Genomic DNA, 12,077 nt, shown 5'->3' on the forward strand with positions numbered 1-12,077 from the left:
TGGAACTACGTCGAAAGACGTTTTTTTCATAGATAAGTTGTAATTGATATTGTTATAACAAAAATACTTACATCAAATATAAGGGAGGAATTGTAAATGAAATTATTAGTTACAGGCGCAACAGGCAAATTAGGTACCAAAGTCATGGAGTTTTTGTTGAAAAGGGTTCCTGTAGACCAGCTGGCGGTCAGCGTCCGCAATCCGGAGAAGGCGGACCATCTCCGCGCACGCGGAGTAGAGGTTCGTCACGGTGATTTCGATCAGCCGGCAACTTTGGATCAAGCATTTGCCGGGATTGACCGGCTGTTGATCATTTCCGCTGATGGAGACAATGATACGCGGATCCGCCAGCATACAAACGCGGTAGAAGCTGCTGCACGCGCCAAAGTAGGTTTTATCGCTTATACCAGCCTGGGCAAAGCCAGCGAAAGCCAGCTGTTCCTGGCTCCGGTACACCGCGTTACGGAAGAAGTTATTCTGAAAACCGGTATTCCATATTCCTTCTTGCGGAACAATTGGTATTTGGAAAATGAAACCTCCAGCATTCAAGGTGTATTGGCTGGGGCCCCATGGGTCACTTCGGCCGGTAATGGCCGGGTTGGCTGGGCGCTGCAGCAGGACTACGCTGAAGCCGCGGCGGCGGTATTGGCTGGCGAAGGCCATGAAAATACCATCTATGAGCTTTCCGGGAAACCGCTAAGCCAGGAAGAGCTGGCTGCTTCGCTGAGCCAAGTCATCGGTAAAGAGGTGCCTGTACAAAGCGTAAATGACGAGGCTTATGCTGAAATCATGAAGGGGGCCGGCGTTCCTGAACCCGTCATTCCTTTCCTGCTTGCGATTCAAAAAGGCATTCGCGATGGAGAACTGGATATCGAAAGCAGCGATTTCGAGAAAGTGCTTGGCCATCCAGTGACGCCTACCCAGCAAGGTTTGAAGCAGATCGTCCAGCAAATCCAGGCTTCCGGCAACTGATTTCAGGCCTACAAAAGACTATGAGACCGGTCTCCTTGCAGGAGGCCGTTTTTTATATGTGCCAAATTCCAAGTCCTGACCGCTGTGGATTTGGGTTCAATTTCAATTTGAGTGAAGAGAAGGGACTGCCCCGGTTACGGAGAATACAACAAGATAACCAACACATTCTACTTATAAATCCTACTTGTAAAGGAGACGCTTGCCGATGAGCAACCGAATAAAATGTGCAGTTCTGGATGACTACCAGAAGGTAGCTGAACAAATGGCCGACTGGTCTTTGCTGAGAGACCAGGTGGAGGTCACATTCTTTCAGCAGCATATAGAGGGCGAAGCCGAAGCTGCCCGGCTGCTGCAGCATTTTGAGATCATTGTCATCATGCGTGAACGGACACCCTTTCGGGCGTCTTTGCTTGCGCGCCTGCCTAAACTGAAATTGTTGGTCACGACCGGAATGCGTAATGCGTCGGTTGATATGGCTGCTGCAGCTGCCCAAGGCATCGTAGTATGCGGAACGGGCGGTTATTCGGAGCCGCCTGTAGAGCTGGCCTGGGCGCTCATTTTAGGGTTGGCGCGGAACCTTGTACGGGAACATCAAGCTGTGCAGACCAACGGCCCATGGCAGCAGACGATAGGCAGAGATTTGTTTGGCAGTACGCTGGGACTGATTGGACTTGGAAAAATCGGCAGCAGGATGGCGCTTATTGCCCAAGCCTTTGGTATGAAGGTCGTGGCCTGGAGTCAAAATCTAACGGCCGAGCAGGCCGAAGCATCAGGAGCCAGGCTGGCGGCCTCTTTGGAAGAACTGCTCCAGGAAAGCGATTTTGTCTCGATTCATCTGGTGCTCAGCGACAGAACGCGGGGGTTGATCGGTGCTTCCGAGCTGAAGCAGATGCGGCGTTCCGCCTATTTAATCAATACTTCAAGAGCCTCGATTGTCGATCAGAAAGCTCTGCTAAATGCGTTGGAACAAGGAGCTATCGCCGGTGCCGGGCTGGATGTATACGAGACGGAGCCGCTGCCGTTAGATGACGAGCTTCGGACGCTGCCCAACGTGCTGCTTGCTCCTCATCTGGGTTATGTGACTTACCGTAATTACGAGACTTATTATCGTGACGCTGTTGAAGATATAGCAGCATTTCTCGCAGGGCAGCCTGTCCGCCAGTTAGGATGAAAATCCGCCGAATCTATGATAAAATTTTCAGAAAAAGCAGGGGCTGGCAAAAAGAGGGAGAATAGAAAAGAGGAAGAAAAGAGCTTTGCGAAAGCTATTTGCAAATCCTAAATTAAAATTTTGTTGGAGGGTGAAGTCTATGTTCGATCTTCAAAGTTTGCTGTTCACCCGGTTTCAAGATATTCAAAAAAGAATGCTGCTCGCTTTGGAGCAGCTGGATGATAAGCAGGTTAACTGGCGTCCGAATGCGGCCAGCAACAGCATTGCCAACTTGATCATTCATATCAGCGGAAACATCAAAGAACGTATAGGAAGCGGCATGAACAACATCCCGTTTGCGAGAGACCGGGATGCGGAATTCGAAGACTTGACCCGGACGCAATCGGAGTTGGTGGCCATCATCAATCAGGCTTTTACCGAAGTGAACGATACGCTGAATGCGATGGACGAGGAAAGCTTCAAGCAAACTCAAGAAGTCCGGGGCCAGCAGCGCAGCCATCTGGAAACCTTTATTCAAACTGCAACCCACTTGGCCGAGCATTTGGGTCAAATCCTCTACATTGCCAAAATGCTGAAGAATGAGGACTACGTTTCAACTTCTACGCCGAAGAAGAAATCCTGACAGGCCTTCAAGCAGGCTTGGCCAGGTTCAGCTAATAAGGCATTCGCGGAAAAGGGGTTTGTACATGTATCAGTTTAGATCGCTGCAGGATCGTGGACTTGCCAGTTGGACCACGAAGCTTTTGGATTACCCTTTTGCCACGAAAGAGGATATCGCCGGGTTTCGGGGGAAGCTGATTCGCTTGTTCGGCAAGCCTGCTTTTCAATCCGCGAATATGAGCGAAGCCTTTGAGTACGTTATTGAAGCCAGGGACGAGGATAGGAATGTCTGGATTTTGACGGCTTATGAAGGCCCGGCGGGTCCGGCTCTTGGCGGGAATCAGAGCAATGAAGGCATACTTGCTGCTGCCAGGCAGCTCAATCAGGTTCTGGCTTTAACTTCACCCGCCGATTTTGAGGAGGCCTTGCGGGATGAAACAGGTCAAGAATTCATCTATGGCTGCACACAGGGAACTTGTTATTTCCGAAGGAATCCGACTTAACCATTCCTCCTGCCCTCTGGCAGATAAAGCTGGACTCGAACGCAACCAATGAGTACGGGAAAGGGAAATCGCCATGTATTTGCAAGAGCTGACCAAGCTGCAAGATAAAATCAAACATCCGGAACAATATCCGTTTAATATTCCTTCGATCCGCAGCCTGGATAAATTGGTTTTCCGGAAGAAAGTAACTTTTTTTGTTGGGGAAAATGGTTCGGGCAAATCTACGCTTCTCGAAGCGATCGCCTACCAATGCGGGTTTAATACGGCAGGAGGGAGCAGGAACAACACTTACGATCTGGCTGCCTCGGAAGCAAGGCTTGGCGATTATATCCGCCTGTCCTGGATGCCCAAGATCACTTCGGGATTTTTTCTGCGGGCAGAATCCTATTATCAATTTGCCAATCATATTGATGAAATCGCCCGGGAATGCCCTGATGTTTATAACGCTTATGGCGGAAAATCGCTGCACGAACAGTCGCACGGCGAGTCTTTTTTTGCGCTGTTCAAGCACCGGTTTGGCCGAAGAGGCATTTATCTGCTTGACGAACCGGAAGCCGCGTTGTCTCCGACCCGGCAGCTGGCTTTCTTAAGTCTGATTCACGAGCTCCAGAAGGAGGCCCAGCTGATCATCGCGACTCATTCGCCGATTCTGCTCGGATATCCGGAGGCCGGGATTTATTCCTTCGGCACAAGGATCAAGCCGATCCGTTATGAGGAAACGGAGCATTATCAGGTCACCCGGCGGTTTCTGGAGAACCGGAATATGTATTTAAAGGAGCTGCTGGATTGACGGGAGACTCCAAGCATGTCATGTCAATTGTAAGGAGAGAAGATGATAGTGGAACTTGAGATCAGGCTGAAACGGCCGGACGAGCCGGCTCCTTACCCTTTATTGTTGTCTGCTGACCCATCTCGGCGATGCGTGGATGATTATCTGCGGAAGGGGAATTGTTATCTGGCCTGGTTAAAGGAAGAGCTGGTCGGAGAATTTGTGATGGTTCGGACAGGACCGGACATTTGTGAAATTATGAATTTGGCGGTGAAAGAAGAGTTCCAAGGACAAGGTTATGCGAAGAAAATGATTGCTTATGCCTGCGGGCAGGCGCGTGAACAGGGCTGCACAAGCCTTGAAATTGGAACGGGGAATTCGAGCTTGAACCAGCTTGCGCTTTATCAGAAATGCGGTTTCAGGATTATAGGGATCCAGCAGGATTTTTTTATTAACCATTATGAAGAAGCCATTTATGAGAATGGGATCAGATGCCGTGATTTGCTCAGATTAAGGATGGAATTGTAGGTGCTGTTAATTGGTCTTCAACGAAGATGAACTGCAATTATTAAGGAAGAAGCAGGGCGTGACCAAAAGGAGCTTGATTACGGCAGCGCTGGTTACCCTATCTGCTGTAGCCGCGAGCTTATACGGGATTGTGCATACGGAGAGCCACGTGATTAATACCTCTCTGTGCACAAATAAAGTTCTGAGCATCAAGGTTCAGCCTAACGGCCCTTATGAGCTGGTCTATTTTGAACGGGATTGCGGCAGGGCTGAAGGCCCCAATTATCAGGTTTCCATTCTCCGGCAGGGGGCGAAGCTGCGCAATGAGCCGGGGAATCTTTTTATTTCGGACACTAAATTCCATGCCGATTGGTTGAATTCAGTTACCGTAACCATAATGGACGACCCGGACGGGAAATATAGACGGAAGAGAAGCTTTAAAGGCATACATATTAAATATCAGTGACTGAAGGTACGCTCAGATCCTGCTTTAAGGATAGGCTGAGGAAGGAAGGTAGACGACTGCCCGAATAAACAAGGAGGAACAAATGTCGATTGTTATTTTTATATTTTTGGTGCCTATGATGCTCGGTCTGTATTTCGTTACTCTTGCAATCTGGGAGCTTCGAGTGGGAACGGATCGCCAAAGGTTTATCAGGCTGATGTTCGGCGGGTTGGTGCTTATTTTTATTGCTCCCCTAATGCTGGGAGGAAGCGGGCTTGGCTTTTTACAGATGTTAAACGGCAGTAATTAATTCGGCTGATGTTAAACGACAGAATGAAAGGAGATTGAGCGTATGACCGGAGCTATAGACGTTTATCGCGGAGATTATTTGGAGAGCACACATGAAGTCCATATAGCGGTTGTAGATGGGGCGGGAAATTTGTTGTATGCCTATGGAGATCCCTACCGCCCGACGTTTCCCCGCTCTTCCATGAAACCTTTTCAGGCCGTACCGATTATTGAAACCGGCACTGCAGCCGCACTGGATTTTTCTTTGTCCGATTTGGCTTTAAGCTGTTCTTCGCACAGCGGTGAACCGGTTCACCGGGCAGCCGTTCTTGATATTTTGCGGAGGGCAGGTCTCAAGGAAGAAGCGCTTCAATGCGGCACACATGTGCCCCGGGACAAAGCAAGTTATCTGGAGCTTGTTCGACAGGGCGGCGATCTGACCCCTGTATACAGCAATTGTTCGGGCAAACATGCCGGCATGCTGGCAACTGCCGTGTACATGAATGAGGATACCGCGAGCTACCGCGAGGTTCAGCATCCGGTTCAGCAGCGCATTCTGGAGGTTCTGTCCGATGTTTGCAGCTTTCCGGTATCGGAGATCGCTTTCAGTGTGGATGGCTGCGGCGTCCCGGTACACCGGATCCCTTTACTTAACGCTGCGTGGGGTTATGCCCGCTTGGCCAATCCCTCCGGACTCGGGCCTCGCCGAGCCGAAGCTTTGCGTATGATCGGTCAAGCGATGATCGCTCATCCGGAGATGGTGGCGGGCCAAAACCGTTTTGACACGGATGTGATGCGGGCCTTCCGGGGAAACCTAGTTTCCAAGACAGGTGCCGAAGGTGTACAATGTCTGGGAATTGTAAATTCCGGGATCGGAATTGCGGTGAAGACGGAGGATGGGACGGCCCGGGCAACGAGCGTCGCTGCGATGGAAGTGCTGAAGCAGCTTGGTGTTGGGGATGAAGGGATTTACAAAGAGCTTGAAACTTATCTTCATATGCCGGTGACAAATGCACGGAAGGAGAAAATCGGCGTCATCAAAGCCAATTTTACACTAAATCGAATTCATTAAGGCTTGGAGGTCAATGAGAATTTATGTCAGATCCATTTATTTTTAACTTAATGGGCACTGCCCGCCAAAATATCGCCAAATTAATGGACAATGTAGCTGTAGAGCAGCGTGCGATTGTGCCGCAAGGTTTCAACAATAATCTTCACTGGCAGATCGGTCACATTGTAACCGTGGCGGAACGTCTGACCTACAGCCTGAGAGGAGAACCTTCCCAGCTGCCGGGGGAATACATGCTGTTTTTTAATACGGGAACCAAACCGGCGGACTGGACCAGTGAACCCCCTGCGTGGGAAGATATACTGGCTGTTATGGAAAGTCAATTGATCCGCATCCGGGACGTTTTTGGAGAGCGTTTGGATGAAGGGCTTGCGAACCATAACAATTTTGCTGGTGCCAAAACGTTCCGTAACCTGCTGGAGTTGAATGTTGCCCATGAAAATTCCCATGTTGGCATGATTAATGCCATGATAAGGGTTCTGAAACAATCCTAAACAAGCGATATTCGGAATGGAGCGGCTAGGAACGGCTTTAGCCCTTGATGCTCTAGTCCAGCAGCTGACTTTACAATCAGCCCCGATGAGTCCATCGGGGCTATTGCTGCAGAAATTTTAGAGATTAAGCTCCGAAGGAATACACGGCTTAAAGGGAAAGCTGCTTAAATACGGATTAAATGGTGAATGGAAAACCTGAGCATGCAACAGAGATTACATGGCTTGGAGATACTCTTTAGAAGGAGGACAATGTGAATGAACAAGGTGAATCAGGAAATGGACCGATTGGACAGCTTGCTGCCGGAGTGGGTCGAGAACAGCAGGCCGGAGAGCGCTCATGGACGGGTAGCCGTCTATATTCCGGAATTATCGAAAGCTCAGTGGGATTTGCTTGGAATCAGCGTGTTGAATGCGGATGGACGTTATTCAGAAGCGGGCGACACGGAATTTTGTTTTACGCTGCAGAGTATATCCAAAGTCTTTACGCTCATTCTGGCGTTAATGGATCATGGAGAAGAGGCGGTATTTGCCAAAGTAGGCAAAGAGCCAACGGGCGATAATTTTAATTCCATGATGAAGCTGGAGCTGATTCAGCCAGCGATTCCTTTTAATCCGCTGATTAATGCCGGTGCGATTGTCATTTCCTCGCTTATTCAAGGCGATTCGGCGCAGCAGAAGTCGGAACGTATTCTGCAGTTTTTCCGAAAGCTGGCCGGCAACGAACATCTGACAGTAGATTCGGAGGTCTACCGCTCTGAACGGGAAACCGGGCATTTGAATCGTTCCATGGCTTATTTCCTGCTGGACAAAGGGATATTGGAAGGCAATGTGGAGGAGGTGCTGGACGTATATTTCCGTCACTGCTCCATTCAGGTTAAGACGGCCGATTTAGCAAGAATGGCTTTGGTTTTGGCTTATAACGGCCTTAATCCGCTAACGGGAGAGCAGCTGATTCCCCGGCGTTATGTACAGATTGCCAAAACCTTTATGATCACATGCGGCATGTACAACGGATCGGGCGAATTTGCCATTGGGGCCGGGATGCCGGCGAAAAGCGGTGTTTCCGGCGGCATCTTGACTTTTGTTCCTGGGCGTCTGGGCATCGGCGTGGTTGGTCCTTCCTTGAATGCCAAAGGCAACAGCATTGCAGGCGTGCATTTGCTCGAACGGCTGTCCCGCGAATTTGATTGGAGCATGTTTTAAAGCTTAGGAAAGATAAAATGGTTTGACATAAATACGGTGGGGGGGTATATTGGAGTCGAGAAGAAGAGGAAAGGAAGGTCCTGAATCATGGAAGCAGACACAGATACCACTCCCCAAGAAACACTCCCTGAAGAAAAGCTTAATAAAGCAAATAATAATGGAGAAACCGTCTCGCAAGAAACGGGGACTCAAGAAATACAAGCCGGAACCACAGCCCTATCGCCGGAGCTGGAGTTAAAGAAAGTATCGATGCAGATTACAGGCATGACCTGTGCCGCTTGTGCGGCCCGGATTGAGAAAGGTTTAGCGAAGATGCCGGGTGTGAAAGTAGCCAACGTTAACTTTGCAATGGAGCGGGCGAACGTGACTTATGATCCTGCCGCAATCAAGGTGCCTCAGCTGGAAGAGAAGGTGGAGAAGCTGGGTTACGGCACAGTCAAGGAAACTGCCGATCTCCAGCTGATTGGCATGTACTGCGCCGCCTGCGCCAACCGGATTGAGAGAACGATCGGCAAGCTGCCTGGCGTGGCCAGCTCGAACGTCAATTATGCACTGGAGACGGCGCGGGTCGAATTTAATCCCGCCGAGATCTCGATAGCTGATATTCAACAGCGGGTAGAGAAGCTGGGCTATCAGGCCATTCCGAAAGAGGAGCCCGGCAAGCAGGCCGAGCATCGGGAACGGGCGATTGCCAAGCAAAAGCTGAAGCTGGGAATATCGATCCTCTTGTCGCTCCCGCTGCTTTGGGGAATGGTCAGCCATTTTGCTTTCCTGTCCTGGATTTGGATGCCGGAGGTGCTGATGAATCCTTGGGTTCAGCTGGCTTTTGCGACTCCGGTTCAATTTTACATCGGCGCACAGTTTTATATCGGGGCCTACAAAGCGATCCGCAACGGCAGCGCAAACATGGATGTGCTGGTAGCTCTGGGCACCTCGGCAGCTTATTTCTACAGTTTATATCTGACTCTGGACTGGGCGGCAGCGGGGAACGACGCCATGCATCATACCCCCTCCCTGTATTTTGAGACAAGTGCGGTCCTGATTACGCTGGTGATCCTGGGCAAGCTGCTGGAAGCGCTGGCTAAAGGACGTTCGTCCGAAGCGATTAAAACGCTGATGGGACTGCGGGCCAAAACCGCAATCGTTGTGAGGGACGGCGAGGAATTTCATGTGCCGGTGGAGCAGGTGATGAAAGGCGACCTGGTGGTTGTGCGGCCGGGCGATAAAATCCCGGTAGATGGCGAGGTTATAGAAGGCGCTTCAGCAGTAGATGAATCCATGCTGACCGGAGAAAGCCTGCCGGTGGATAAACGTCCCGGTGATCCTGTAATCGGCGCTACGGTCAACAAAAACGGCTCGCTCAAAATCCGGGCCTCCAAGGTAGGGCAGGAGACGGCCCTTTCGCAGATCATCCGGATTGTGGAAGAAGCGCAAGGCTCCAAAGCTCCAATCCAGCGGATTGCGGATGTGATTTCAGGTATTTTTGTACCGATTGTAGTCGGGATTGCCGTTCTTGCTTTCCTGGTCTGGTATTTCCTGGTTTCCCCAGGCGACTTTGCTCATGCGCTTGAAATTGGCATTGCCGTGCTGGTCATCGCTTGTCCTTGTGCTTTGGGGCTTGCGACACCAACTTCAATTATGGCTGGTTCCGGCCGGGCGGCTGAATTTGGGATTCTGTTTAAAGGCGGCGAATATCTGGAATCTACGCAAAGCATTGATACGGTTGTCTTAGACAAAACAGGTACAGTAACACAGGGCAAACCGTCTTTGACTGACGTGGAGCCTGCCGCTGCGGTTAAGGAACAGGAATTTCTGGAATGGATCGCAGCAGCCGAACGAAATTCCGAGCATCCGCTGGCTGAGGCTATTGTCTCAGGGGCGAAAGAGCGGGGCATCACCGCAGGGCAGTCAGACGCCTTTGAAGCTATTCCGGGCTACGGGATTGAAGCGGTTGCCGGAGGTCGGCAGCTGGCGGTTGGCACCCGCAAGCTGATGAGCAAACACGGGATCCTCATCAGCGATAGTGTCAGCCAGCGAATGACCGAGCTGGAACAGGCCGGCAAGACGGTGATGCTGGTAGCGGCAGACGGACAATATGCCGGCCTTGTCGCCGTAGCCGACACGATTAAACCTACCTCGTCGCGGGCCGTAGCTGGTCTAAAAGCACTCGGCATCGAAACGATTATGGTTACGGGAGATAATGAACGGACGGCCAAAGCTATTGCAGCGGGAGCAGGCATCGAACGGGTCTTCGCAGAAGTGCTGCCTGAAGGAAAAGCCGAGATTATCCGCCGTCTGCAGCAAGAGGGACGAAAAGTTGCGATGGTGGGTGACGGCATTAACGATGCTCCAGCCTTGGCCGTAGCCGACATCGGCATGGCGATTGGTACAGGGACGGACGTGGCGATTGAAGCGGCGGACATCACCTTAATGCACGGCGATCTAAACCATATATTGGCGGCTATTTCCGTAAGCAAGAAGACGATGCGCAACATCCGCCAGAATCTGTTCTGGGCGCTTGGCTACAATGCGATCGGCATACCGATTGCCGCGATCGGTCTGTTGGCGCCCTGGGTAGCCGGAGCAGCAATGGCGCTGAGCTCGGTTTCAGTCGTTGCCAATTCGCTGCGGCTGCAGCGGCTCAAGCTGTAAAGCCAAAAGACGTTTAACCCACTATCCCCCCTGAACATGGACCCCTGACACGGACAAAAGGTCCCGGAAAAGAAATCTATCGATTTCCTTCCGGGACCTTTTTGTGCATGGAATTCTCTAGCCTTCAAACGCCCACTTAAAAGCCTTTATATTGAGGCTCTTCTTGTTCCAATTGCTGTACGCGGGTGGAAACTTGATCAATGATCATTTGAGTTTGCTGAGCAGCGTTTGTGAACAAGTCTTTCGCTTGTTGGTTTTGAGTGCTCAAAGCAAACGTCTCCAGACTCGCCTGGGCGCTTTTCAGCGAAGCTACGCAGGTTTTGACTTGGGAAGCTACGGTCATGGTCATTCACCTCCAACTGACATGGAATTAAGCAACGATTAATAATGTGGCGATTCGGTCCAGTTAATATACATATAGAGATAAAAATGAAAATATATAGCATGTTTCTTTCGAACCTTATTGTGCGCATAATTATCAGAATTCAGGCAATAATTCCATTGATCTTTGTTCACTGGAGAAGAAGGGGGTTCTTGGCATGCCGCAATGGGTGGAGATCATTATCAGGACCTTGATCACGGTTGTTTTCTTATTCCTGCTCACAAGGTTGCTGGGCAAAAGACAGATCTCACAATTATCATTCTTTGAATACATTACCGGGATTACAATCGGGGATATCGCTTCGGCGATCTCGCTTAATATCCATGAGAAATGGTATTTGGCCGCAATCTCCCTAACCGTTTGGGTGTTGGTTTCGCTCGGGATTGAATTTGTTCAGCTTAAGAGCCAGCGGGTGAGAGGCTGGTTGGACGGCAAGGGAACCATATTAATCAAGGATGGCAAAGTGATGGAAGACAACTTGAAGAAGGAGCGGCTGACCAACGAAGAGCTTCTGGAACAGCTTCGCAAGAAAAGTGTGTTCCGCGTAGCCGAAGTTCAATTTGCGGTTATGGAGCCCAATGGCGAAATCAACGTCCTGCTCAAGAAAGAATACCAGCCGCTCACGCCTTCTGATCTAGGGGTCAAGGTGGCACCGGAAAGCGAACCTCAGACCGTCATTCTGGATGGGAAAATCATGGACGAGCCTCTTGCCACCGCAGGCTTCAACCACAGATGGCTGAACACCGAGCTGGAGAAGCAAGGCGTGTCTATCGACAATGTGTTTATCGGTCAGGTAGACACCTATGGCCAGCTGTTCATAGATACATTCGACGACAAGCTGAAGGTGCCGGAGCCGCAGGAGAAACCCGCACTGCTGGCTACACTCAAGAAATGCGAAGCTGATCTCGAGATGTTTGCATTATCGACAAATAACAAAGAAAGCAAATCCTTGTATGAGCAATGTTCCAAAGAGATGCAGAAGGTCATTGACGGCATTCGGCCGCTGCTGATCAGTTAGGGGG

14 protein-coding genes are annotated in these 12,077 nt (G+C 50.4%); 13 read left to right on the forward strand and 1 reads right to left on the reverse strand.

What is annotated here, in order from left to right; all coding sequences use genetic code 11:
• Positions 1-96: 96 nt before the first annotated feature.
• The 12 genes from AWM70_RS06085 to AWM70_RS06140 all read left to right on the forward strand — a co-directional run bounded on the left by AWM70_RS06085 (position 97) and on the right by AWM70_RS06140 (position 10,673).
• Positions 97-972, forward strand: coding sequence for an SDR family oxidoreductase (locus tag AWM70_RS06085; protein ID WP_068694802.1), 876 nt, complete (start codon positions 97-99; stop codon positions 970-972).
• Positions 973-1,177: 205 nt separating this feature from the next.
• Positions 1,178-2,143 carry a D-2-hydroxyacid dehydrogenase family protein gene (locus AWM70_RS06090; RefSeq protein WP_068694803.1) on the forward strand — a complete coding sequence of 322 codons (966 nt, stop codon included), beginning with the start codon at positions 1,178-1,180 and terminating at the stop codon, positions 2,141-2,143.
• 139 nt (positions 2,144-2,282) lie between these two features.
• A complete protein-coding gene (locus AWM70_RS06095) occupies positions 2,283-2,765 on the forward strand; it encodes a DUF1572 family protein (RefSeq protein ID WP_068694804.1) in 483 nt (160 codons plus the stop codon).
• A 64-nt stretch (positions 2,766-2,829) separates the two neighbouring features.
• Complete coding sequence (locus AWM70_RS06100) at positions 2,830-3,246, forward strand: hypothetical protein (RefSeq protein WP_068694805.1); 417 nt, start codon at positions 2,830-2,832, stop codon at positions 3,244-3,246.
• Between the two features lie 73 nt (positions 3,247-3,319).
• Positions 3,320-4,036 carry an AAA family ATPase gene (locus AWM70_RS06105; protein ID WP_068694806.1) on the forward strand — a complete coding sequence of 239 codons (717 nt, stop codon included), beginning with the start codon at positions 3,320-3,322 and terminating at the stop codon, positions 4,034-4,036.
• Positions 4,037-4,078: 42 nt separating this feature from the next.
• Positions 4,079-4,543 (forward strand): GNAT family N-acetyltransferase, encoded by a 465-nt coding sequence (locus tag AWM70_RS06110; protein WP_068694807.1) that lies wholly within the window; start codon positions 4,079-4,081, stop codon positions 4,541-4,543.
• Between the two features lie 58 nt (positions 4,544-4,601).
• On the forward strand, positions 4,602-4,988 hold the full coding sequence (locus AWM70_RS06115; protein WP_151208731.1) for a hypothetical protein: 387 nt from the start codon (positions 4,602-4,604) through the stop codon (positions 4,986-4,988).
• Positions 4,989-5,070: 82 nt separating this feature from the next.
• On the forward strand, positions 5,071-5,277 hold the full coding sequence (locus AWM70_RS06120) for a hypothetical protein (RefSeq protein WP_068694809.1): 207 nt from the start codon (positions 5,071-5,073) through the stop codon (positions 5,275-5,277).
• A gap of 42 nt (positions 5,278-5,319) precedes the next feature.
• A complete protein-coding gene (locus AWM70_RS06125; RefSeq protein ID WP_068694810.1) occupies positions 5,320-6,327 on the forward strand; it encodes an asparaginase in 1,008 nt (335 codons plus the stop codon).
• Positions 6,328-6,350: 23 nt separating this feature from the next.
• A complete protein-coding gene (locus AWM70_RS06130) occupies positions 6,351-6,818 on the forward strand; it encodes a DinB family protein (RefSeq protein WP_068694811.1) in 468 nt (155 codons plus the stop codon).
• A 255-nt stretch (positions 6,819-7,073) separates the two neighbouring features.
• Positions 7,074-8,021, forward strand: a complete 948-nt coding sequence (glsA, locus tag AWM70_RS06135) for a glutaminase A (RefSeq protein ID WP_068694812.1) — start codon at positions 7,074-7,076, stop codon at positions 8,019-8,021.
• 249 nt (positions 8,022-8,270) lie between these two features.
• On the forward strand, positions 8,271-10,673 hold the full coding sequence (locus AWM70_RS06140; protein WP_068700411.1) for a heavy metal translocating P-type ATPase: 2,403 nt from the start codon (positions 8,271-8,273) through the stop codon (positions 10,671-10,673).
• A 136-nt stretch (positions 10,674-10,809) separates the two neighbouring features.
• Here the strand turns inward: AWM70_RS06140 and AWM70_RS06145 are convergent, their stop codons facing one another.
• Positions 10,810-11,016, reverse strand: coding sequence for a DUF1657 domain-containing protein (locus AWM70_RS06145; RefSeq protein ID WP_068694813.1), 207 nt, complete (start codon positions 11,014-11,016; stop codon positions 10,810-10,812).
• A gap of 196 nt (positions 11,017-11,212) precedes the next feature.
• Between AWM70_RS06145 and AWM70_RS06150 the strand changes: the two genes are divergently transcribed.
• Positions 11,213-12,073, forward strand: coding sequence for a DUF421 domain-containing protein (locus AWM70_RS06150; RefSeq protein WP_068694814.1), 861 nt, complete (start codon positions 11,213-11,215; stop codon positions 12,071-12,073).
• The last annotated feature ends 4 nt before the right edge of the window (positions 12,074-12,077 follow it).

This window comes from Paenibacillus yonginensis (assembly GCF_001685395.1).
Taxonomy (GTDB): Bacteria; Bacillota; Bacilli; order Paenibacillales; family Paenibacillaceae; genus Fontibacillus; species Fontibacillus yonginensis.